Here is a 21,207-nt window from a genome sequence, read left to right as displayed (position 1 = left end):
AGGGAATTGAAATATGAACGACACCGTCTCCATCGGAAGTTCGCCGCGCAGGATCCGACAGAACAATATCGTCGCCGCCTTGCAGACGATCTACGCTCACCGAAGCCTCAGCAGGGCGGATCTCGCCCGCAAGCTCGGGATGAACCGTTCATCCTCGGGAGAGATCGTCGCCGAACTGACGGAAGGCGGGTTCGTTCAGGAATCGGACGAGAGCGGCAAGCAGCGCTCGGAGCCCTCCCGCGCCGGGCGGCCGGGCATCATGCTCGAACTGGTTCCCGATGCCGCGTTCTTCGTCGGAATCGAGATCGGCGTCGAGCATATATCGGCAGCCGTCATCGATCTCTCCGCAGAAGTCCGGGCCTGTCGAAAAATGGCGTTCGATACACCGTCTTCGACGGTGGAGGAGGCGGTGGCGCAGGGTGTCGAGCTCATTGTCGGCGTGATGGCGAAGAGGATGATCGGCAGGTGCAAGGGTCTCGGCATATCGACGCCGGCCCATATCCGGCCGGATGGTTTTGTCACCCTGGCACCGATCATCGGCTGGCGGGACGTGCCGTTGAAGGAGATTGGCCGATCCGCTTTCCTGGCCGTTGTCCCGGCCGCCGTCCCGATCACGGTCGAAAACGACGCCAACGCCTTCGCGATCGGTGACAGCTATCGCCACGGCGCCGCGGGAGTGACCCTGTTCCTGCTCATGGAAACCGGCGTCGGCGGCGGCATCATGATCGATGGCAAACTGTTTCGTGGCGGCCACGGTCTGGCGGGAGAAATCGGCCACACCCTGGTGCCGGGAAGCGGTGGTCAGAAGTTTGAACAGCTGATCGGTCGCGAGGTGCTCATCAGGCAGTATCGCGAGGCTGTCGGCCGCGAGAACGCCGATCTGCAGGATTTCCTCGGCGACGTTCGTGACCGTGTCCCGGCTGCCGTCAACATCGCCGAAACCTGGTCGCGCCATCTCGCCTACGCATTGCTGCAAGCCTGTCGCCTGCTCGACCCGGACAGGATCGTGCTGGGCGGCTCCGTGGCATCCCTCTACCCGATGGTCGCTGCCCGCGTGGCGGTCCACATGTCGGAGAGCCAGAACATCCCTTTCCCCACGCCTGAGATCGTCGTGGACAGTGATGCGGAGTTCGGTTCCGCCTTCGGGGCGGCATGCATGTTGCACCAGCGCTTTCTGTCACTGGAGAGCGAGGAGTTCGGCAGCGAGGACGGTGCGCCGGTCCAATCGGCGACGAGTTGACGACAAGAACTATCGAAAGCAGGATTGCAAATGGCTTCAGTACTGGCTCCGGACGCGCTTGGTCCCACGATTTGCGTAGGCGAGATCCTTGTGGAGATCGTCGCCACGACGGTCGGAGACGGATTTCTCGAAGCCCAGCCGCTGGTCGGTCCGTTTGCGAGCGGCGCGCCGGCGATCTTCATCTCGCAATGCGGCCGGCTCGGCGGCAAGTCGGCCATGGTCGGCGCTGTCGGCGATGACGATTTCGGCCGGGTGAATACCGATCGCCTCAAACGCGACGGCGTCGACGTTTCGGCGATCTCGATCGATCCGGACTATCCGACGGGAAGCGCGTTTGTCCGCTACCGCAAGGATGGCTCCAGAGATTTCGTCTACAACATCGCCACATCGGCAGCCGCGCGCTTCGGCTGGTCTCAAACGGTCGGCGATCTCATCGATCGGAGCGGGCATCTTCACGTGATGGGCTCGGCTCTGTCGGTCCCCAGTGCGCGCGAGGTGATCGACAAGGCGGTCGATATCGTCAAGGCGCGCGGGGGAACGCTCTCGGTGGATCCGAACATTCGCAAGGAGTTGAAGCTGGACGAGGACACCGAGCGCCGGTTTTCCAAGCTTGTTGCCATGGCTGATCTGCTTCTGCCGTCCGGAGAGGAGCTTGAACGCGCCGCAGGTGTCGAAGGCGAGGCGGAAGCAATCCGCCGCTTATTCGAGATGGGCGTCAAGGAAATCGTGCTGAAGCGCGGCGCCGACGGCGCGACCTATTTCGGCAGGCAAGGAGACCGCATCGAGGCTCCGGCATTCGTCGTTCGTGAGGTCGATCCGACCGGCGCCGGCGACTGCTTCGGCGGAGCCTATCTCACCTGCCGGCGGCTCGGAATGTCTCAGAAGCAAGCGCTGACCTATGCTTCCGCCGCCGGCGCCCGCAATGTGACGGTGCTAGGTCCGATGGAAGGCGCCGGCACTCGGCAGGAACTCGATGCATTTATTGCTTCAACGGAAAGGCGGCCGTGATGCAGGTGCACCTCGACGAACTGGCCAGACTGAGGATCGAAGGCCGCCCGAAAGGCGTGACCTCCGTATGCTCCGCTCATCCGATCGTACTTCGGGCAGCACTCCGGCACGGGCGGCAACAGGAAAGCACCGTCCTGATCGAGGCGACCTGTAACCAGGTCAATCACCTCGGCGGCTACACCGGAATGACGCCAGGCGACTTCGCGTCTCTCGTCATGAAGATCGCGGCCGAGGAGGCGTGCCCCGAAGAACTGATCGTTCTCGGCGGCGATCACCTCGGCCCCAATCCCTGGCGCGACCGCCCGGCGGAAGAGGCCATGGCCGAAGCGGAGAAGATGGTTGCCGCCTATGTCGAGGCCGGTTTCCGCAAGATCCACCTCGACGCCTCGATGGGCTGCAAGGGCGAGCCGGTGGCGCTCGACGACGAAACCACCGCCCATCGCGCCGCCCGGCTGGCTGTTGTCGCCGAGGCCTCGGCGAAAAAGGCCGGCGGCGCGATGCCGGTTTACGTCATCGGCACCGAAGTGCCGCCGCCGGGTGGAGCCGACCATGCCCTCACGACGATCGAGCCGACGGCTGCAGCGGCGGCGCTGAAGACGATCGATGTCCACCGCCGGGTCTTTGCCGAGGAGGGCCTAACGGAGGCGTTCGGACGCGCTATCGGGCTGGTCGTTCAGCCGGGTGTCGAGTTCGGCAATCACAATGTCATCCTTTATAACCGCAGCAAGATCGAGGCGCTGCAATCAGTGCTCGCCGAGGAGCCGCAATTCGTGTTCGAGGCTCACTCGACCGATTATCAGGGCACCCGGCCGTTGGCCGCGCTGGTGGCGGACGGGTTTCCCATTCTGAAAGTCGGTCCGGAGCTGACCTTCGTCCTGCGCGAGGCGCTCTATGCGCTGGATGCGATCGCGTCCGATCTGTTGCCCGACTACGGGGAGCGCCCGCTCTATGCGGCGATGGAAACGCTGATGCTCGATCAGCCCGGCAATTGGAGCCGCCACTACCACGGAACCGACGGCGAGAAGCGGTGGCTGCGGCACTATTCGCTCTCCGACCGTATCCGCTACTACTGGGCGTCGGCTGAAGCGCAAGATGCCGTCCGGCGCCTGTGCGGGGCCCTTCGAGGTCAATCCGTACCGCTGCCATTGCTTTGGCAGCATATGCCGGCCGCGCGGCACTTCGCGGATGCGCCGCTCGATCCGGAACAGGTTTTGGTCTGGAGAGTGACAAGGAGTCTTTCGGACTATCACGCCGCCTGCGGCGTCGGAAAGAATGAGCAATCAGCATCAAGATAGGAGGAGAAATCGATGACGGAACTGAATGGGAAGATCGCAGCGGTCACGGGTGCAGCATCCGGTATTGGCCTTGCTTCGACGGAGGCGATGCTCGCCGCAGGCGCGACGGTCGTGCTGGTGGACCGCGATCAGAAGGCGCTTGAGACGGTTTGCGAACGGCTTGGCGAGCGCGCCATTCCGCTGGTGATCAACTTGCTGGATCCGGACCAGTGCGCGGGACTGCTCGAGGGCGTCCTGTCGAAGACGGGCAAACTCGACATTCTGCATGCCAATGCGGGCACCTATATCGGCGGCGACCTGATGGAAACCGACCTCGATACCATCGATCGGATGCTCAATCTCAACGTGAACGTCGTCATCAAGAACGTTCGAAATGTCATTCCTCACATGATCGAACGCGGCACTGGCGACATTGTCGTCACCAGCTCGGTCGCCGGACATTCGGCGATTCCGTGGGAACCGGTCTATTCGTCATCGAAGTGGGCGATGACGTGCTTCGTCCAGACGATGCGACGCCAGCTCCTGAAAAATGGCATTCGCGTGGGGTCGGTTTCTCCAGGGCCGGTGATCAGCGCTCTGCTGGCGGATTGGCCGGAAGAAAACCTTCGCAAGGCCAAGGAGGCCGGCGCTTTGATCGAGCCCAAGGAAGTCGCCGACGCGATCATCTTCATGCTGACCCGGCCGCGCAACGTCACCATCCGCGATATCGTGGTGCTTCCAAGCGCATTCGACATCTGAAGGAGCCGAACATGAGCTACCAGGAGAAATTTCGCCTTGTCGGCGAACGCGCGGTGGTCACCGGCGGAGGGCGCGCGATCGGCCTTTGCTGCACCGAGGCGCTGGCGGAGGCGGGTGCTGCCGTCGTCGTCATCGAACGCAGCGAGGCCGACGCTGAGCAAGCGCTTGCGTTGCGCGACAAAGGCTACGACATCGAAGTCCGGGTCGGCGACGTCACCGACGCGGCCCGCATGGAAGCGATCGCGACCGAGCTTGCCGATGCAGGCCGGCCGGCGACGATCCTCGTCAACAATGCCGGCATCGGCCAGAGCGGCATCCCGGCGGAGGATCTCACCGACGCCGACTGGTTGCGCATGATGGACGTCAATCTCAACGGCGTCTTCTGGTGCTCGCGCGCCTTCGGTCGTCCCATGATTTCGCTGAAACGCGGCGCCATCGTGAACCTCGGCTCGATGTCGGGGCACATCTGCAACCGGCCTCAGCCTCAGACGGCCTATAACGTCTCCAAGGCGGCGGTCCATCACCTCACGCGCTCGTTGGCGGCTGAGTGGGCGCATCACGGCATCAGGGTCAATGCCGTCGCACCCACCTATATCGAGACACCGATGGTGGTCGCCGTCGAAGCCAATCGCGAGCGGATTCCGCTCTGGCTCGCCGACACGCCGATGGGGAGGATGGGAACGCCGGAGGAGGTTGCAAGTGCTGTCCTCTTCCTCGCATCGGGCGCCGCCAGCCTGATGACCGGGGCGATCGTCAATGTCGATGCAGGTTTCACCTGCTGGTAATCCTTGCGGGACAGGCGCGAGGGGCGCCTCGTCCGCACTGGAAGGTCGGCAGCCGACAAATCAACCATGTGGAAACGTTACCACATTTTCTTGACTCGCAATTCCGCTCCATTTATTCGAATGTGGAAACGTTGCCATATCTGGGAGGAGCTTCATGAAGTCCGCACGGTTGAACCGACTTTTCGGCGTGTCTGGAAATTGTTTTGACGTTGCCATCGATCACGGCATGTTCAATGAACGGACGTTCCTCGCCGGCATCGAGAACATGAAGACGGCCATCGAGGTGATCGCGCAAGCCGCGCCCGACGCCATCCAGCTTCCGCCGGGAACGGCACCCATTCTGCAGGCGATCCCCGGCAAACATCGTCCGGCACTGGTGCTGCGCACCGATATCGCCAACATCTACGGCAATCCGCTGCCGTCCCAGCTGTTTTCCGAAATGATCGACAGGGCGGTGGAGCAGGGCGTTGCCTTGGACGCGGCCTGCGTCGTCGTCAATCTTTTGATGCTGCCGGACCAGCCGGAGGTCTACCGCGCCTGTGTGCGCAATGTGAACAGCCTGAAGCGCGAATGCGAGATCTACGGCATGCCGCTGATGGTCGAGCCGCTGGTCATGCAGGACAATTCCAAGGGCGCCTATATGGTCGACGGCGCGATCGACAAGATCCTGCCGCTTGTGCGCCAGGCGGCCGAACTCGGCGCCGATATCATCAAGGCCGACCCCTGCGACAATGTCGATGAATATCACCGCGTGGTCGAGATCGCTCAAGGCCTGCCGGTGCTGGTGCGCGGCGGCGGCCGGGTTTCGGATCAGGAAATCCTGGTCCGTACCAAGCAGTTGATGGAGCAGGGCGCCCGTGGCATCGTCTATGGCCGCAACGTCATTCAACACAACAATCCCGGCGGCATGACGCGGGCTTTGATGGCGATCGTCCATGACAAGGCTTCGGTCGAGCAAGCCTCGCTGCATATCGGCTGACGCGCGGCTGGGAGGAGATGTCATGACGAAAACATTCCGCTTCGGCGTCATCGGCTGCGGTCTGATGGGACGCGAATTCGCCAGTGCCGCGGCGCGCTGGCTGCACCTGGCTGATGTGAAGGCGCGACCGGAAATCGTCGCCGTCTGCGACACCAACACGACGCTGCTCGACTGGTTCAGGGATCATGTGCCGACTGTTCGCCAGTTCACCGCCGACTATAAGGAGCTTCTGGCCAATCCCGAGGTCGATGCGGTCTATTGCGCCGTCCCGCATGTGCTGCACCAGCAATTCTATATCGACGTTCTGAAGGCCGGAAAACATCTTCTCGGTGAAAAGCCCTTCGGCATGGACGCCGCTCAGAACCGGGAGATCATGGCGGTTCTAGCCGAGCATCCCGACCTCCTGGTCCGCTGCTCGTCGGAAATGCCGTTCTTCCCCGGTGCACAGAAGGTCATCGCGCTCGCAAAAAGCGGCGAGATGGGAGATATCCTCGAAGTCGAGGCGGGGTTCCTGCATTCTTCGGATATCGACCGGCAGAAGCCGATCAACTGGAAGCGGATGGCCGAGATCAACGGCGATTATGGCTGCATGGGTGATCTCGGCATGCATGTGCTGCACGTGCCGCTGCGTCTCGGCTGGCGCCCGACCACACTGCATGCGCAATTGGTCAAAAAGGTCACCGAACGTCCCGACGGCAAGGGCGGCATGCTGCCCTGCACCACCTGGGACAATGCCACGATCAGCAGCCGCGTGCGCACTGCAGATCAGGATTTTCCGATGGTGCTGAAAACCTGGCGCATCGCGCCCGGCGAATCCAACAGCTGGTACATCCGCGTTCTCGGCATGAAGAAGAGCGCATTCTTCAGCACGAAGTCGCCGCGCCAGTGGCAATGGATGGATTATAATGGCGGTGCGCAGGCCTGGAGCACCGAGGATCTCGGCTATGGCTCGCTGTTTCCAGCCATTACAGGCAAGATCTTCGAATTCGGTTTTGCCGACGCCATACAGCAGATGTGGGCGGCCTTTGTCGACGAGCTCGCCGGCGGCAATGCCAACGGTTTCGGCTGCGCGACGCCGGCGGAGGCGCAGGCGCATCATGCCGTCCTGACGGCTGCCCTCAAAGCCGGCCGCGAAGACGTCGTGGTGCCGGTCGAATATGACGGGGCGTCAGCCTGATGCAGCGCTCCGAGATCAACGCCGCGTTGCGGCGGGCAACCGAAACCCTCGAGCGCTGGCACTGGTCCCTGCCGGCATGGGGCTATTGGACGGCGGCGGATTTTGCCGCTCACCCGGCGGCATCGGCCTATTTGCGCGCCCATCAGCTGGGTTGGGACGTCACCGATTTCGGCTCGAACCGGTTTGCCGAATGCGGCCTCGTGCTGTTCTGCCTGCGCAATGGCATTGTTGATGTCGAGGGGGAGCGGACCTATGCCGAAAAGCTGCTCTTCGTTGGGGAAGACCAGGTCACGCCGACGCACCGGCATGCGGCGAAGATGGAAGACATCATCAATCGCGCCGGCGGCGATCTCGTCATCGAATTCGCCGCAACCGATACCGATGGCAATGTGCTGAAGGAGGATGTGACGGTTCCGGTCGACGGGCTGCCGCACCGGCTCGCCGCATGGGAGCCGCTGGTTCTCCAGCCCGGCCAGAGCGTGACGATCCGCACCGGGCTTTACCACCGCTTCTACGGCAGGAAAGGCGGCGGACCCGTCCTTGTCGGCGAGGTCAGCCAGGTCAACGACGACAACAGCGATAATGTCTTCCTGGAGCCGATCGGGCGCTTTGCCGCGATTGAGGAGGACGAGCCGCCGCTCAGACCCTTGTGGAACGAGGGAGCCAGCTGATGCGAAGCCGGGAGGAGGTTCAACATCGCGACAGTCGGAAGCAGGGCGGCATCGTCTGCGCGGGAAACTTCATCGTCGATCGCGTCCACACCCTGTCCTATTGGCCCGAACAGGGCAATCTTGCGCATATCCTGCACCAGGATCTGGGTGTGGGGGGCGGGGCGGCTAATGTCGTCACCGATCTGGCCTCGCTCGGATTTCCCGGACAGCTGGCAGCGGCCGGATGCATCGGCGCTGATCAGGACGGGGAGATCGTCAAGGCCCGCCTTACGACCGCCGGCGTCGATGTCGGTGGGTTGACGGCGCTGGCCGACCGCGTCACGGCGCATACGCATGTCATGAATGTGCCCGGTCAAAACCGCACCTTCTTCTATCATGGTGGCGCCAACGATGCGGTCACCGACAAACATGTCTCACCCGCGACCTTCGCTGAGGCCGGCTATCGGCTGTTCTATCTCGGCTATCTCATGCTGTTGCCGGGTCTCGACCGCATCGGCCCCGATGGCCGTTCGGGAGCATCGCGCCTGCTGGAGGCCGCGCGCCGCGCCGGGCTGACGACCTGCGTGGATTTCGTATCGAGCGAGGACCCGGAATTTGCAGCCAAGGTCGGCGTCGCTCTGCCCTTCTGCGATTACCTGATCATCAACGAGATGGAGGCGGGCCGGGCAACCGGCGTTGTCGTTCGCGATGCGAAGGGAGACTTGGTCGAGGCGGGGCTTTTGACAGCGGGCGAGCGCCTGCTTGCCGCCGGCGTCGCGAAGGGTGCGCTCATCCATGCGCCGGAAATCTGCTTCTGGTTTGCGCCTGGCGCTTCCCCGGTCATGACGCGGTCACGGCCCGTCGATCCCCATGATATCGTCAGCACGGTCGGCGCGGGAGACGCCTTCTGTGCCGCCGTGCTCTACGGCCTGCATGAGAACTGGCCTGTCGAGCATATCTGCGCCGTCGCCCATGCTGCGGCTGCGCGTTGCCTCGCGGGTGCGACGGCCACCGACGGCATCCCCGACATGTCTGTCCTCCTTCGCGAGGCGAAGGAGACGCACCCGCAATCCGCTTAGCCCATCGGCGTCGGCTCACGAGAGCGCGGCGCCGATCACCATCCAGTCAGAATGGAGGAGCAGAGATGAAGCTATTCGATATGGCAGCCGTGCACGGCACCTTTGCCGATTTGGCCGCGACCAGGGAGGCAGGGCGATGAGCTATACGGAAACGGGACGGCTCTCCGGCAAGGTGGCACTGGTCACGGGAGGCGCGAGCGGCATCGGCAAAGCGGTCTGCGAACGTTTCGCCGCCGAAGGCGCCAGGGTTGTCGTGGCGGATCTCGACGGTGAACGATGCGCACGGGTGGCGCAGGCGATCGGTCCTCATGCCTGGGGTGTGGCGCTTGACGTGACCAGCCAGGACAGCATCGAAGAAGCCGTTCGCTTCACTATATCAACCGCCGGTCAGATCGACATCCTGGTCAACGCCGCCGGAATTTACGACGTCGAGTCCATTCTGGACATATCCCGGGAACGGACCGCGAAGGTATTTCAGGTCAATATCGAAGGCGTGATCTTCATGACGCAGGCCGTTGCCCGGCACATGGTGGAGAGAGGGGGAGGTGGACGCATCATCAACTTCTCGTCCCAGGCTGGACGTCGTGGCGAAGGACCTGCCGTGGCCTACTGCGCTTCCAAGGCGGCGGTCATCAGCATCACGCAAAGCTGCGCTCTGGAACTGATCCGCTACGGGATCAATGTCAATGCCATCGCTCCCGGCGTCGTCGATACGCCGATGTGGGATGTCGTCGATGCAAAACTCGGCAGCCGCGAAGGTTTGAAACCCGGCGACGTCAAGCGCCGCGTGGCTGCCGCCGTTCCCGCCGGACGATTTGGCGCCCCCCAGGAACAAGCGGCCATGGCAGCCTTCCTGGCCGGCCCCGATGCAGCATACATCGTGGCGCAGTGCTACAATGTCGATGGCGGCAATGTCATGAGCTGACGCTTCGCTTCATCTGCAGCAATAGGCAATCGAACTTGGGGTTCTGGAGGAGTGGAATGAAGGCTGTACGCTTGGAGTCGATCGGGTCTTTGACCATGCGCAGTGTCGAAAAACCGGTCGCCGGGCCGGGCGAGCTGCTTGTCCGGGTCGCAGCCGCGGGCATCTGCGGTTCCGATCGCCACATGTACAAGGGCGAATATCCGACGGCGATCCCCGTCACGCTGGGCCACGAATTCTGCGGCATCGTCGAAGAGATCGGCGATGGTGTGACACGGTTTACCGGCGGCGAGTTGGTGACGGTCGACCCGAATATCGCCTGCGGCACCTGTCCGGCTTGCACGCGGGCGCGGCCGAACCTGTGCGAGCGCCTGACCGCCATCGGTGTGACACGGGATGGCGGCTTCGCCGAATATGTGGCAGTGCCGCACGCGCAGGCCTTCGTGCTGCCGACCGACCTCGATCCCGTTCACGGCGCCTTCAGCGAACCGCTGGCCTGTTGTCTCCACGCCATCGACAAGGCAGGGATCCGTCCTGGCGACAGCGTCGCCATCCTTGGCGGCGGCGTGATTGGCCTGCTCATGGTGCAGCTGGCCCGCCTGGCGGGGGCGAGCGAGATCATTTTGATCACGCGGCAGCAATCAAGACGCCAAACGGCTCTGCGCCTGGGGGCGACGCACGCCTTCGACCCGGCCTCTTCTGACACGATCGCGTCCGTTCGAGAGGTCACCAAAGGCGGCGCCGACGTGGTCATCGAATGCGCCGGCGTCAGCGACACGCTTCAAAGCGGTCTGAAAATGGCGCGGCGCGGTGGCGCCTTCGTGCTTTTCGGGGTGACGCCGGCGGGTGTCGAGGTGCCGGTTCTGCCCTTCGATCTGCTGATAAACGAAGTCGATATCAGGCCGGCCTACCTCAATCCCTTCACCCATTCGCGCGCTGCGGCAATGGTCGCCAGCGGAGTGTTGGAGCTGGATGCATTGGTCACCAGAACCATCGGCCTCGAGCAGGTCGCCGAGGTGGTGGGCAACGCGCCATTGCCCGGCGAGATCAAGGTCATCGTCCGGCCTTAGCCTCGAGACCCACCTGCTCAACTGCGGACGGGGCCGGTGGAATCGCGCTCGATCAGCGTGACCGGCACCTTTACGATCGCAGCCTGTCGGGATTCGTCCCCGGTCTGGTGCTCGTCGATCAGCGCTTCCAACAGGCGTGCTGCCTGCTGCCCGACATCGCGGATCGGCTGTGCAACCGTTGTCAGCCGCGGAAAGACGTAGGCTGCTTCCGGCAGGTCGTCGAAGCCGACGACCGAATAGTCGTTCGGAACCGAAAATCCGCGATCCTGGATAGCATGGATGGCGGCAATCGCTGAAACGTCGGTCGTGCCGATGATGGCGGTGATATCAGGCCGAGACGCCAGCAATTCTCGCGCCAGCCGGTAGGTCTCGGCAAAGCTGTGCTCTTCCGCCATTGCCACGACGGCAGGCGCGATGCCGTTTTTCGCCATTTCCGCGGTGATGCCTTGAAGGCGAAGCTGGATGGGCTGGCTGTGCGCCGGCGCGCCGACGATGGCGATCGCCCGGTGGCCGAGGCCGATCAGATGGCGCGCCATCAGCCGCCCGCCTTCCTCGTGATCGGCCATGACAGCGTCGTCGGCGATGCCGTTCAACTCGCGGTCAATGGCGATGATCGGAATGCGAGCGTCCCGCAGCACCCCGAAATGCTCTATGCTGCCGAAGGCGCTGGCGACGATGACGCCGTCGACGCGCTGAGCAAGCAGCATCGAGATATAACGCGCCTCGTGCTCCATATTTTCCGCCGTGCTGCAGATCAGCGTCTGATAGCCGTGCTGAAACAATTCCTGTTCGATGGCATGGGCCAGTATGCCGAAGAAGGGCACGTCGATCGACGGCAGCATCAGCCCGATCATCCGGCTTGGCGCACCGCGCAGCATGCGCGCACCCTTGCTGGGCGTGTAGTTCAGCGTCCGGATCGCCGCCTCGACGCGATCTCGGAGCTCAGGCGAGGCGTAACCGCTGTTGTTGATCACGCGCGAGACCGAAGAGACCGACGTTCCTGCAAGTTTGGCGATATGTCTGATGCTGGTCGTCACGTGCTCGTATTTCTTTCCGGCGGTCGAATGAACCGAACTGCTGAAGTTCACCTCCATTTGTCATCCACTAGATCACTAGCGGCACGCCGCATCAAGCGCGCGCCGCTCGCCATCCCATTGTCCTTCTCCGTTTCAAACGACACAAAGCAGGCATTGCGGGACGATGACTCAGCGAAGATATGTCCACGCGCTGAATATTTTGGCGATCACTTTCCCATTCTCGCGTCGTAGCTGCCCATGGACAGTTTTTTGCTCGTCGGAAAAATCGATAAGGTCGAAGAAAACACTTTCATTTCGTTCGATATTTCCAAGGAAGAAAACGTCCTTACGGACGACCGGTCCCTTGCGGGGAAACCAGTTTTCCAGGGCGCGGTCGGCGAGTGCCTGATACTCGGCAAAATAAAACAATCCTGCGCCGTTGAACTCCTGCGAAGCGCTGGGATCAAACTTAAAGGTTCGGAGCGCCCTGTGAGCGAGGACGGAAAACCCGAAATGCGCGCCCAACCGTCCATTCCGGATGTCCACAGCGTTCTGGGCCAGAGGACTGGGCTGGAAGCGCCGTCCCTGCCGCTCAGGCAACGTCACACGCGCGATCGAGTGATTGTTGTCTTTGATCGTTCTGTGAACGAAGGTCGAGATCAGTTCCACCGCGCCGACGCTTCGTCCGTGCAGAGACAACTCGTGTCGGGTCGACGTTCGGGTTCGCGAGACTGCGGACAGCTTCGAGTGGATCGTCAAAATGTCATTTGCCTGCACGATGGCGAAATGGGCATCCGTCAGGGACGTTGCACAGATCGCGGCATAGGCTTCCTCTCCATCGGCCGTTCTGAAATCCGCATTGTCGAGCCCGAGGTGACGGGCGAGCATCAGCCAGTGACGATGGCCGAGTTCCTTCATCAGCCAGGTCTCCGACAGCCCGTTTCCATTCAAATGCGGCATGCCGAGAAGCACATGCGGATCAAGGGCACGTTCCATCAAGTCGCGTGCCGAAGGTCCTGCGGGCGGAAAATCGAGAACGGCTGCGCTCATCATCAGGCGCTGACCGCTTGCTTGAGAGAGGATGCCTGTGCCGAAAGCCGAGCTGCGAGATGCCCGACCACATGTTCGGCATCCCTGCCGACGCCGAGGAACCGCCCGGAACCCCAGGTCCAGAGCCAGGGAAGTCCGAGCACGTAGACGCCATCGACGACGGTAACGCCGCGGCGGTGAACGGGGTAGGCGTTGCCGTCGAAGATCGGCAGGCCGACGAAGGACCAATCCGGACTGAAACCCGTGGCCCAGATGACCGAGGTGATCCCCTCCGCCTTCAGATCGAGTTCGACAATCTCCGCCTCAGGCTCCCAGACAGGGACATAGGGGGATCCAGCCGGAGCCTCGATGCCTTTTTCGGCGATATGCCGGTCAATCAGGGCATTGATGCCGTTATAGACACGGTCGGCGCCGTCGAGATTGGCCTTCAGGTTCGGCTCGAACAGCATCCGGCCGGCGGCGACGCCGGACATGCGGCCATAAAGCGCCATGCCCTCCAGGGCGAACTTGCGCAGATCGATATCGCGTCCGCCGTCGCGTCCTGTCAGGTAATGGTTGGTGTCGTGCTTCTTCTTCGTCATGCCATCATGTTCGACGGTGATGTCGTACTGGCCGATATCGGAAAGCCAGTCGACCACATCGCGACCGCGATAGAAACGGGCGCAACGCGGCGCGTTGCCGGTGACGAGATGCACCTTGCGGCCGGCAAGATACAGATCCTCGGCGATCTGGCAGCCGGACTGGCCGGAGCCGACCACGATGACGCCGCCCTCCGGCAGTTGGTCGGCATTGCGGTAGGCGGCGGTGTGGATCTGCATGATGTCCTCGGGCAGGCGCTCGGCCGCACGCGGAATGGCCGGATCGGCATAGAGGCTGGTGGCGATCACCACGGCATCGGCTGTCACCGCGCCAGCTGAGGTCTCGAGCCGGAAGAGCCCGCCATGCTTTTCGAGCGACGTCACGCTGGTTTGCTCGAAGACCGGCGCGTCGACCTTCTTCACGAAGCGATCGACATAGGCGAGTATCTCGTCCTTGACCATAAAACCGTGCGGATCCGTGCCGTCATAGGGATGGTCCGGAAGCTGGCATTGCCAGTTCGGCGTCACCAGGCAGAAGGCGTCCCAGCGTTCGTTCTTCCATTTATGCGCAACGGTCTTCTTCTCGAAAACGACGTGATCAATGCCGTGCCTCTTCAGATAGTGAGAGGCCGAGAGCCCGGCCTGGCCGCCGCCGATGACAACCGCGCTGTAATGGCTCTTGAGGGATGGTGTGGTCATGGTGGGTCCTTTCAAAGGATGAAGCTTTCGCAGCGGACTTCGGCCTCTGCGTCGGTGAGATAGGGAGTGGCGGCCTGTTCGATGCGCGACAGCTGGCCGAGCGCCAATGCGCAGGGATAGCCGTATTTCGCCTTGACCCTGTCGCTGGCGATGGTCAGTGCCGTGCGGCTGCGATCGAGAAAGTCGGCCAGCGGATAGTTTTGGCCCTCGGCGAAATAGTCCTTGATCACCAGGGAGGGCGAGTAACAGGTCTCCTTGCGGCCATCCGGCCAGGCAATGACGAACCGCATTTCAGGCATGGTCGGCCTCCAGCAGCGTGTGATAGCGGGCAAGATGGGCTGTTGCTGTTTGGTGCCAGCCATGGCGGGCGGCAACCTCGAGACCACGGGGGATGATCTGCTCGCGGATCGGTGCGACCAGCGCCAGCGCCATGCCTTCGGCAATGGAGACCGGATGATGCGGATCGCACCAGATCGCATCGCCGGGACCCAGATATTCGGTGAAGGGCGCAATCGAGGATGTCACGACCGGAATACCGCTGGCCATGGCTTCCAGAACGACGAGGCCGAAGCCCTCTTTGAGCGAGGGGAACACCAGCGCATCCGCCAACCGGTAGAGGCTCGGCATGTCGGCATCCGCGATCGCACCGGTGATATGCACAGCTGCTGCGTCCCGACCGAGGCAGGCGAGGTGAGAACGGAACTCCTCCTGATAGTCGCCATGGTCCAGGAGAGAGGCGCCGCCGGCAATGACAAGCTGGGCATCCGGCCGGATGGCGCGGACCTGACGAAAGGCTTCGAGAATGCCGAGGGTGTTCTTTCGCGCCTCGATGCCGCCGACACTGAGGAAGATCGGTCCGCTTCCGAGCTGCAGCCTGTCGCGCAGAGCGACCTGCTCGCCGTTCCAGGCAGGCGAGAAGCGGTTGGTATCGACGCCATTGCCGACTATTGTCGCCTCGATGCCGCGATCCTCTCTGAGCTTGTCTCGCCAGAGGCGGCTGACGGCGAAGAAGATATCGGCCACATCGATCGCGCGATCCTGCAGAGCCATCAGGCGCGGATCGGCGAACTGGTCGATGTGGTGGACGGTGCGGGCAAAACTCGGGATCAGGCCCTCCAGCTTGAGGGTCGCCAGCGCATTGCCGGAAATGCCGTCATGGGCGTGGAACAGGTCGAAGCCATTGGCTCCGGTTTTCCGGAAATAGCCGACATAATCGGCGATCCGCTGCTCGACCATTTCCGTCATGTTCGGGGATGCCGGCGCCGCGGCAATGCAGGCGGTGCCGCAGGAGGGCTGACGAAAAAAGCCCGCCCCCTTGGCATCGGGCGCATGCAGGACCACCTCATGACCAAGCGAGGTCAGCGCTTCCGAAAGCTGCATGGCATGAACCACGCCGCCACGCGGGTTGGTGGAATGGGTCAGCATCGCAATGCGCAAGGTTCGGTGCGACGGAAGGTTCATGCGGCGGCATCCTGTCGACCGAGCTGCAGCAGCGGTGTCTCGGCATGATTGCGCACCACTGCGCGGGTCTCGCCATCGACCAGTGCGACCTCGGCACCAGCCACGACCGCGCCGATGACCGAGGCGCTGATGCCGCGCGCGGTGAAGCGGGTGACGACATCGGCCGCATGTTCCGGCGCGAGCGAGAGCAGATAGCCGAAGCTCGGAAAGGTGACGAGCCAGCGATCGAGAGCGACACCGGCCGGCAGGGGAATGGCGGCGACGTCGATATCGATGCCGACATGCGAACATTCGGCCAGCATGATGGCGGTGCCGATGATGCCGCCCTGGCTGATATCCTTCGCAGACAGCGCGAGCCCGGCCTCGGCGATCTCGGGCAGCAGCTCGAGGTCGCCGCGCAGGCGCGCCGGCGCGGCATCGGTGGCGGCCTCCCAGTTGTTGAAGGGTTCGCGGTAACGGCCGCGATGGTCGATCGCCGCAACCAGCACATCGCCCGGCCTTGCATCGAAGCTCGTCAGCAGTGTCTTGGCGCGACCGAGAATGGCGACCGACAATTGGCCGCGTTCGGTGCGGATATTGGTGTGGCCGCCGACGATCGGCACGCCAAAGGCGCTGGATGCCGCCCGCATGCCATCCAGAACGAGTGTCGCGCCAGCCTCGCCATCGGCCCAGACGGCATCAACCACGGCGATCGGCCGGCCGCCCATGGCAACGACGTCGGAGATATTGACCATGACGCCGCACCAGCCGGCAAACCAGGGGTCGGCGGCGACGAACTCGTTCATGAACCCTTCGATGGCAAAAAGCAGATGACCGTCGCCCTCGGGCAGCGCGGCGCAATCGTCGCCGACGGCAATCTGCTGCCCCTGCAGGCCGAGCCTTGCGGCGATCGTGCCGATATCCTGCTTGGCGGCGATGCCGCCGCTCGTCGAGAGTTTGGCCGCCAGGGCCTTGATGTCGATCGCGACCATCTTCACGCCGCCTTTCTGGAAAGGGCGGTGAAGCCTGCCTCGGGTGTGACGCAAGGCGGATAATAGGCAAGGTCGGCCTTCATCCTGAGATGCGGCTTGCCATAGACCTCGAACTCCTCCATGACATCCCAGTGCAGCCTGCGAAACAGCAGGCCGTTCTGAACCTGCACATTGGCGAGGAACGTGTGGCATCCGATCGCATTGGCGGAGGACACGGCGAGCTTGATCAGGGTCGCCCCCAAGGCGCCGATCTTGCGAAAATCCGTATGGACCGCCAGTCTTGATCCCCACCAGATGCCGGGTTCGGCCTGATGGATGCGCACCGTTCCGACCAGCTGGTCGGCGGCAATGCCCAGCATGGAGAGAGCCACGATCGGGATGGCGTAATCGTCGATCGCGTCGCGGTCATCGCTTTCGAAGATCCGCTGTTCCTCGCAGAAGACGGCACGGCGCAGCGCATGCGCCTGGCTGCGCTCCCAGGCGGAGGTCGCGAATTTCACCTGGAATTCGCTCGAGCGATAGGGAGCAAAGGCTTCGAGCATCATTTGGTGAGCATCCTTTCATAGGTGGAAAGGGCAGAGCAGGCGCCGCATTTGCCGCAGCCGGCCTTGATGTCGACGGCCTTCAAGCCGCTGTCGACCAGCATCCTGGACAAGGGGCCGAGGATCGAGTGCATGAAGTCAGGCCTGGGCGCCGGGTGGCTTTCGAGCGGCGTGCCGGAAATCGGCACGAAGGGCACGACGAAGGGATAGACGCCAAGCGCAACCAGCTTTTCGCAGATATCCAGAATGGCCTCACGGCTGTCGCCGAGCCCCGCCAGGATATAGGTCGAGACCTGGCCGCGCCCGAAGACCTCCACCGCGGCCCTGAACGAGGCCATGTATTTGGCGATCGAGACCTGCGCCTTGCCCGGCATGATGCGGGCACGGACCTCCGGCGTCACGGCCTCCAGATGCATCCCGAGGGCATCGACGCCGGCCTCCTTCATGCGGGTGAACCAGATATCGTCCTCCGGCGGCTCGCATTGCGCCTGGATGGGAATATCGACGGCCGCCTTGATGGCGCGGGCGCTGTCGGCGAGGATCGCAGCGCCGCGGTCGTCGCCCTTCGGCGTGCCGGTGGTCATCACCATATGTTTGACGCCGTCCAGTTCGACGGCGGCCTTGGCGACTTCCGCGAGCTGCTCCGGCGTCTTGTGGGCGATGGTGCGGCCGGCTGCCAGCGATTGGCCGATGGCGCAGAACTGACAGGTCTTGCTGCGGCTCTGATAGCGGATGCAGGTCTGTAGCACGGTCGTGGCGAGCACGTCCTTGCCGTGCAGAACCGCGATCTGCGAATAGGGAATGCCGTCGGCGGTCGAGCGCTCGTAGAAGCGTGGGCGCAAGGGAAAGGAAACCTCACCCAGCACCCTGCCATCCCGGCTGATACGGCTGCGGCCCATATCATCCGGCTTTTCCACCAGATAGGGACTCTCGAATGCAGGTGCGGTGTGAACCGGCACCATCACCGTCATGCCGTCAATGGTCAGCGCCTTGTGGTCGGAAGGTCCGGCACCACCGCGGCGGCTTTCATGTCCGGCCTTGGGGTCAACGAGCCGGGCTCCGTAGGACTGCAATTCGTTGATCAGAATCTCGGTCGGCAGATGTGTCGTATTCTCCATCGGAAAGGGTCCTTGCTTCGGCTGTTGGGAGGGATGGCTGGGTGGTGGTGACCATCGGCGCGGTGGCGCGGCCGTCCATGACAAGATGCAGCAGCTCGGGCCGGGCATAATGGCCGACCGAATCCATCATCCGCTTGCGCTTCACGATCAGGCTCATGTCGAGATCGGCGATCAGGATGCCTTCGCCTTCCGTCAGCGGCGGCACGACGTGTTTGCCTTCGGGCGAGATGATTGCAGTCATGCAGCCGCCGCGCAGGGCCTTCTGCAGGCCCGCGTCGGGAGCAATGGAAGCGATCTGCTCGTCGGTCAGCCAGCCCGTGGCATTGACCACGAAGCAGCCGCTTTCCAGCGCGTGGTGGCGGATGGTGACTTCCATCTGGTCGGCAAAAATCGGCCCGACCATCGAGCCCGGAAACTGGGCGATATGGATGTCCTCGTGCTGCGCCATCAGGGCGTAGCGGGCCAGAGGGTTGTAGTGCTCCCAGCAGGCCAGCGCGCCAAGGCGTCCGACGGCGCTGTCGACCACCTTCAGGCCGGAGGCGTCGCCCTGGCCCCAGATCATCCGCTCGTGAAAAGTCGGGGTGATCTTGCGACGCTTGAGGAGGAGTGTGCCATCGGCATCAAACAGCAGCTGGGCATTATAGAGCGATCCGTGGTCGCGCTCGTTGACTCCAAGCGCTACGACGATGCCATGCTCGCGGGCGGCTGCCGAGACGGCATCGGTGGCGGCACTCGGCACCGTGACGGCTTCCTCGTAAAGTCGCACATGCTCCTTGCCGGAGAGAACGGGAGGCAGCACGAAAGAAAAATAGGGGTACCAGGGGACGAAGGTTTCGGGAAAGACGATCAGCTCGGCGGCTTTGGTCGCGGCTTCACGAATTGCATCCAGCACGCGGGCCAAGGTTTTCTCGCGCGAGGTCAGATCCGGCGCGATCTGCGCGGCGGCAACCCGGACGCTCATTTTTTTCTCCATGACGAAATCCTCGATTGACGGGCGGGGAGGCGGAGCGCCAGGACTCCGCCCCTATTCTTTGGGGCGGTTGCTGCTCAGAGCGTCCAGGTGTCGAGGATGAAGGCGCCGTCGCGGCGATGGATCAGGATCAAGTCGAGAACGTCGAGCGGACTGATCGGCGTGATGCCGGGGATCAATGCGCCTTCGCCATGGCCGTAAAGCGCCTGAAGGGCAAAACGGCACGCATAGACCTTGCCACCTTCTTCCATGAACTTGACGATCTGGTTGTTGAAATTCAGATGGCCGGGAAAGGCCTCCGCGCCGAGCGTCGGAAAACCGCGCTGGACGCCGAGCGTGACGCCCGGGCCGTAGAGAAGGACCGAGGTCTCGAACCCCTTCCGCTTCAGGCGCGTCGCCTGCAGCAGGTTGACGAATCCGATCGATCCTTCGAACGCCACGGTATGGAAGGTGACGAGGGCTTTTTCCCCTTCGCCGGCCTGTACGTCCTCAAAAACCTTTTCCTCGTAATTGACAAGAAAGTCGCCTTTTTGATTGGCGGGCTTGGTCACTGCGGGCATGGATGGCTCCTTGGTTTGAAATCCGATCCCCATCCGGGGAGCATCCATCCAATTGCAAGCCACATGCCAGATTGATTATGCATAAATAGCAATCAAATTGACAAATAATACATTCAATTATGCTATCAATTTTGAAGGAGAGAGTTTTAAGGCCGATTTTATAGGCGATCGAGTGCAAAAATCGAATGCACGAGAGCTCAAAACAGATGCATTCAATTGCGCGTCAATCAGCATGAGGGAGCATAATACTTGTGGCGTGAGCCCCGGCAACCCGTTTACGCCGGGCTTTTGGGATGGGTGCTCAGACTCGCACCCGCCTTCTGGTGCTGGCAGCGCCTGGCAACGGAAGCGGCTCGCTTCCGAGGGAGGTCTGCGTCAAGATGCCTTATCGCATCAATCGGAACGGCTTAGCTATATTGAATGCAATCAATTAGAGCACTTGGATGTATATATAGGGCCGCTCGTTGGTCAGCGGAATAAGTCGCCAACTCCGTCGACGGTGGAGGAAGGAGGCGAAAAAGATGCTCGGATTCCGTTGTCGCCGATCAGGCCGCGTCGCTCTTTCCACGAAATAGGAGAAAACTATGAGTAATAAACCTACGATCATTCTGGTGCATGGCTTTTGGGGTGGAGCCGCACATTGGGGCAAGGTCATACTCGAACTGGCGCGGAGGGGTTATCAATCCGTTCGCGCCGTCGAACTGCCGTTGACGTCGCTTGCTGAGGACGCTGAACGGACACGCAAGATGGTGGCCCAGCAGAAAGGACCGGTTCTGCTCGTCGGTCATTCCTACGGTGGCGCGGTCATCACCGAAGCGGGAGATCAACCGAATGTCGCGGGGCTTGTCTATATCGCCGCATTCGCTCCCGACGAAGGTGAAAGTCCAGGCGCTATCACGCAACGGCATCCGCCTGCGGCAATGGCCAATATCGAGCCGGACAGCGACAGCTACCTATGGCTCAAGGCCGACAAATTTCACGAAAGCTTCTGCCAGGATATATCCCTCGAAGATGCTTTCGTTTTGGCGGCCACCCAAAAAGCGCCGCTTGCAGGCACCTTTGGCGACGTCATCACCGCTCCAGCCTGGAGGAAGAAGCCGTCCTGGTATCAAATAGCAAGCGAAGACAGAATGATTGCTCCTGGAAACCAGGCAGCAATGTCGACTCGTCTCAATGCTCGGAAAGTCGTGACCTTGGAGGCAAGTCATGCCTTGCCGCATTCAAAGCCTCTGGAGGTCGCAGCCTTTATCGATGAGGCAGTGGTAGCCATCTCGAAGTAAGAACAAAGATGCTTGTGGG

22 protein-coding genes are annotated in these 21,207 nt (G+C 62.3%); 12 read left to right on the top strand and 10 right to left on the bottom strand.

What is annotated here, in order from left to right; genetic code table 11:
- Positions 1 to 13 precede the first annotated feature (13 nt).
- The 11 genes from FHT79_RS27970 (at position 14) to FHT79_RS27920 (ending at position 10,943) form a co-directional block, all read left to right on the top strand.
- A complete protein-coding gene (locus FHT79_RS27970; protein WP_183904542.1) occupies positions 14 to 1,240 on the top strand; it encodes an ROK family transcriptional regulator in 1,227 nt (408 codons plus the stop codon).
- Between the two features lie 30 nt (positions 1,241 to 1,270).
- A complete protein-coding gene (locus FHT79_RS27965; protein WP_047613539.1) occupies positions 1,271 to 2,248 on the top strand; it encodes a sugar kinase in 978 nt (325 codons plus the stop codon).
- Positions 2,248 to 3,543 (top strand): D-tagatose-bisphosphate aldolase, class II, non-catalytic subunit, encoded by a 1,296-nt coding sequence (locus FHT79_RS27960; RefSeq protein WP_183904556.1) that lies wholly within the window; start codon positions 2,248 to 2,250, stop codon positions 3,541 to 3,543. Before FHT79_RS27965 ends, FHT79_RS27960 begins: the two co-directional genes overlap by 1 nt.
- A 12-nt stretch (positions 3,544 to 3,555) precedes the next feature.
- Positions 3,556 to 4,281: an SDR family oxidoreductase gene (locus tag FHT79_RS27955; protein ID WP_097631221.1), complete on the top strand. Its 726-nt coding sequence runs from the start codon at positions 3,556 to 3,558 to the stop codon at positions 4,279 to 4,281.
- 11 nt (positions 4,282 to 4,292) lie between these two features.
- Positions 4,293 to 5,066: an SDR family oxidoreductase gene (locus tag FHT79_RS27950; protein ID WP_127431224.1), complete on the top strand. Its 774-nt coding sequence runs from the start codon at positions 4,293 to 4,295 to the stop codon at positions 5,064 to 5,066.
- A gap of 154 nt (positions 5,067 to 5,220) precedes the next feature.
- Entirely contained in the window at positions 5,221 to 6,045 is an 825-nt protein-coding gene (locus FHT79_RS27945) for an aldolase (protein ID WP_063476321.1), read from the top strand.
- 22 nt (positions 6,046 to 6,067) lie between these two features.
- Complete coding sequence (locus tag FHT79_RS27940; protein ID WP_183904541.1) at positions 6,068 to 7,222, top strand: Gfo/Idh/MocA family oxidoreductase; 1,155 nt, start codon at positions 6,068 to 6,070, stop codon at positions 7,220 to 7,222.
- The gene (locus FHT79_RS27935; RefSeq protein ID WP_132575755.1) at positions 7,222 to 7,893 is read left to right on the top strand and encodes a D-lyxose/D-mannose family sugar isomerase; all 672 of its coding nucleotides are present in this window, start codon (positions 7,222 to 7,224) and stop codon (positions 7,891 to 7,893) included. Before FHT79_RS27940 ends, FHT79_RS27935 begins: the two co-directional genes overlap by 1 nt.
- Entirely contained in the window at positions 7,893 to 8,951 is a 1,059-nt protein-coding gene (locus FHT79_RS27930; protein WP_183904540.1) for a carbohydrate kinase family protein, read from the top strand. Before FHT79_RS27935 ends, FHT79_RS27930 begins: the two co-directional genes overlap by 1 nt.
- A 136-nt stretch (positions 8,952 to 9,087) precedes the next feature.
- Entirely contained in the window at positions 9,088 to 9,876 is a 789-nt protein-coding gene (locus FHT79_RS27925; RefSeq protein WP_132575751.1) for an L-iditol 2-dehydrogenase, read from the top strand.
- Between the two features lie 56 nt (positions 9,877 to 9,932).
- Entirely contained in the window at positions 9,933 to 10,943 is a 1,011-nt protein-coding gene (locus FHT79_RS27920; protein ID WP_063476326.1) for a zinc-dependent alcohol dehydrogenase family protein, read from the top strand.
- 17 nt (positions 10,944 to 10,960) lie between these two features.
- On the opposite strand, the gene FHT79_RS27915 is transcribed toward FHT79_RS27920, so the two are convergent.
- From FHT79_RS27915 to FHT79_RS27870, 10 genes are all read right to left on the bottom strand, one after another.
- Complete coding sequence (locus FHT79_RS27915) at positions 10,961 to 11,980, bottom strand: LacI family DNA-binding transcriptional regulator (protein WP_183904555.1); 1,020 nt, start codon at positions 11,978 to 11,980, stop codon at positions 10,961 to 10,963.
- 168 nt (positions 11,981 to 12,148) lie between these two features.
- Positions 12,149 to 13,009, bottom strand: a complete 861-nt coding sequence (locus tag FHT79_RS27910; RefSeq protein WP_183904554.1) for a Pnap_2097 family protein — start codon at positions 13,007 to 13,009, stop codon at positions 12,149 to 12,151.
- A 2-nt stretch (positions 13,010 to 13,011) separates the two neighbouring features.
- A complete protein-coding gene (locus tag FHT79_RS27905; protein WP_097596004.1) occupies positions 13,012 to 14,286 on the bottom strand; it encodes an MSMEG_0569 family flavin-dependent oxidoreductase in 1,275 nt (424 codons plus the stop codon).
- Between the two features lie 11 nt (positions 14,287 to 14,297).
- A complete protein-coding gene (locus tag FHT79_RS27900) occupies positions 14,298 to 14,585 on the bottom strand; it encodes an MSMEG_0570 family nitrogen starvation response protein (protein ID WP_028757314.1) in 288 nt (95 codons plus the stop codon).
- Positions 14,578 to 15,747, bottom strand: coding sequence for an MSMEG_0565 family glycosyltransferase (locus FHT79_RS27895; RefSeq protein WP_028757315.1), 1,170 nt, complete (start codon positions 15,745 to 15,747; stop codon positions 14,578 to 14,580). The genes FHT79_RS27900 and FHT79_RS27895 overlap by 8 nt, the downstream gene beginning before the upstream one ends.
- Positions 15,744 to 16,718, bottom strand: coding sequence for a sll0787 family AIR synthase-like protein (locus tag FHT79_RS27890; RefSeq protein ID WP_183904553.1), 975 nt, complete (start codon positions 16,716 to 16,718; stop codon positions 15,744 to 15,746). The genes FHT79_RS27895 and FHT79_RS27890 overlap by 4 nt, the downstream gene beginning before the upstream one ends.
- A 2-nt stretch (positions 16,719 to 16,720) precedes the next feature.
- Positions 16,721 to 17,263, bottom strand: coding sequence for an MSMEG_0567/Sll0786 family nitrogen starvation N-acetyltransferase (locus FHT79_RS27885; RefSeq protein ID WP_183904539.1), 543 nt, complete (start codon positions 17,261 to 17,263; stop codon positions 16,721 to 16,723).
- Positions 17,260 to 18,378 (bottom strand): MSMEG_0568 family radical SAM protein, encoded by a 1,119-nt coding sequence (locus FHT79_RS27880; RefSeq protein WP_097544525.1) that lies wholly within the window; start codon positions 18,376 to 18,378, stop codon positions 17,260 to 17,262. The genes FHT79_RS27885 and FHT79_RS27880 overlap by 4 nt, the downstream gene beginning before the upstream one ends.
- Positions 18,305 to 19,351, bottom strand: coding sequence for a Nit6803 family nitrilase (locus tag FHT79_RS27875; protein WP_097544526.1), 1,047 nt, complete (start codon positions 19,349 to 19,351; stop codon positions 18,305 to 18,307). Before FHT79_RS27875 ends, FHT79_RS27880 begins: the two co-directional genes overlap by 74 nt.
- A 74-nt stretch (positions 19,352 to 19,425) precedes the next feature.
- The gene (locus tag FHT79_RS27870; protein WP_003521909.1) at positions 19,426 to 19,908 is read right to left on the bottom strand and encodes an MSMEG_0572/Sll0783 family nitrogen starvation response protein; all 483 of its coding nucleotides are present in this window, start codon (positions 19,906 to 19,908) and stop codon (positions 19,426 to 19,428) included.
- 584 nt (positions 19,909 to 20,492) lie between these two features.
- Here FHT79_RS27870 and FHT79_RS27865 point away from each other — a divergent pair.
- On the top strand, positions 20,493 to 21,188 hold the full coding sequence (locus tag FHT79_RS27865) for an alpha/beta hydrolase (protein WP_183904538.1): 696 nt from the start codon (positions 20,493 to 20,495) through the stop codon (positions 21,186 to 21,188).
- Positions 21,189 to 21,207: the final 19 nt, after the last annotated feature.

It is taken from the genome of Rhizobium sp. BK212 (assembly GCF_014197475.1).
GTDB lineage: Bacteria > Pseudomonadota > Alphaproteobacteria > Rhizobiales > Rhizobiaceae > Rhizobium > Rhizobium anhuiense.
This window is presented reverse-complemented; position numbering and strand designations above follow the sequence as displayed.

Excerpts from the sequence above, each read along its gene's own strand:
- FHT79_RS27970 (WP_183904542.1), top strand. The coding sequence starts at position 14 with ATGAACGACACCGTCTCCATCGGAAGTTCGCCGCGCAGGATCCGACAG.
- FHT79_RS27965 (WP_047613539.1), top strand. The coding sequence starts at position 1,271 with ATGGCTTCAGTACTGGCTCCGGACGCGCTTGGTCCCACGATTTGCGTA.
- FHT79_RS27960 (WP_183904556.1), top strand. The coding sequence starts at position 2,248 with ATGCAGGTGCACCTCGACGAACTGGCCAGACTGAGGATCGAAGGCCGC.
- FHT79_RS27955 (WP_097631221.1), top strand. The coding sequence starts at position 3,556 with ATGACGGAACTGAATGGGAAGATCGCAGCGGTCACGGGTGCAGCATCC.
- FHT79_RS27950 (WP_127431224.1), top strand. The coding sequence starts at position 4,293 with ATGAGCTACCAGGAGAAATTTCGCCTTGTCGGCGAACGCGCGGTGGTC.
- FHT79_RS27945 (WP_063476321.1), top strand. The coding sequence starts at position 5,221 with ATGAAGTCCGCACGGTTGAACCGACTTTTCGGCGTGTCTGGAAATTGT.
- FHT79_RS27940 (WP_183904541.1), top strand. The coding sequence starts at position 6,068 with ATGACGAAAACATTCCGCTTCGGCGTCATCGGCTGCGGTCTGATGGGA.
- FHT79_RS27935 (WP_132575755.1), top strand. The coding sequence starts at position 7,222 with ATGCAGCGCTCCGAGATCAACGCCGCGTTGCGGCGGGCAACCGAAACC.
- FHT79_RS27930 (WP_183904540.1), top strand. The coding sequence starts at position 7,893 with ATGCGAAGCCGGGAGGAGGTTCAACATCGCGACAGTCGGAAGCAGGGC.
- FHT79_RS27925 (WP_132575751.1), top strand. The coding sequence starts at position 9,088 with ATGAGCTATACGGAAACGGGACGGCTCTCCGGCAAGGTGGCACTGGTC.
- FHT79_RS27920 (WP_063476326.1), top strand. The coding sequence starts at position 9,933 with ATGAAGGCTGTACGCTTGGAGTCGATCGGGTCTTTGACCATGCGCAGT.
- FHT79_RS27910 (WP_183904554.1), bottom strand. The coding sequence starts at position 13,009 with ATGAGCGCAGCCGTTCTCGATTTTCCGCCCGCAGGACCTTCGGCACGC.
- FHT79_RS27905 (WP_097596004.1), bottom strand. The coding sequence starts at position 14,286 with ATGACCACACCATCCCTCAAGAGCCATTACAGCGCGGTTGTCATCGGC.
- FHT79_RS27900 (WP_028757314.1), bottom strand. The coding sequence starts at position 14,585 with ATGCCTGAAATGCGGTTCGTCATTGCCTGGCCGGATGGCCGCAAGGAG.
- FHT79_RS27895 (WP_028757315.1), bottom strand. The coding sequence starts at position 15,747 with ATGAACCTTCCGTCGCACCGAACCTTGCGCATTGCGATGCTGACCCAT.
- FHT79_RS27890 (WP_183904553.1), bottom strand. The coding sequence starts at position 16,718 with ATGGTCGCGATCGACATCAAGGCCCTGGCGGCCAAACTCTCGACGAGC.
- FHT79_RS27885 (WP_183904539.1), bottom strand. The coding sequence starts at position 17,263 with ATGATGCTCGAAGCCTTTGCTCCCTATCGCTCGAGCGAATTCCAGGTG.
- FHT79_RS27880 (WP_097544525.1), bottom strand. The coding sequence starts at position 18,378 with ATGGAGAATACGACACATCTGCCGACCGAGATTCTGATCAACGAATTG.
- FHT79_RS27875 (WP_097544526.1), bottom strand. The coding sequence starts at position 19,351 with ATGGAGAAAAAAATGAGCGTCCGGGTTGCCGCCGCGCAGATCGCGCCG.
- FHT79_RS27870 (WP_003521909.1), bottom strand. The coding sequence starts at position 19,908 with ATGCCCGCAGTGACCAAGCCCGCCAATCAAAAAGGCGACTTTCTTGTC.
- FHT79_RS27865 (WP_183904538.1), top strand. The coding sequence starts at position 20,493 with ATGAGTAATAAACCTACGATCATTCTGGTGCATGGCTTTTGGGGTGGA.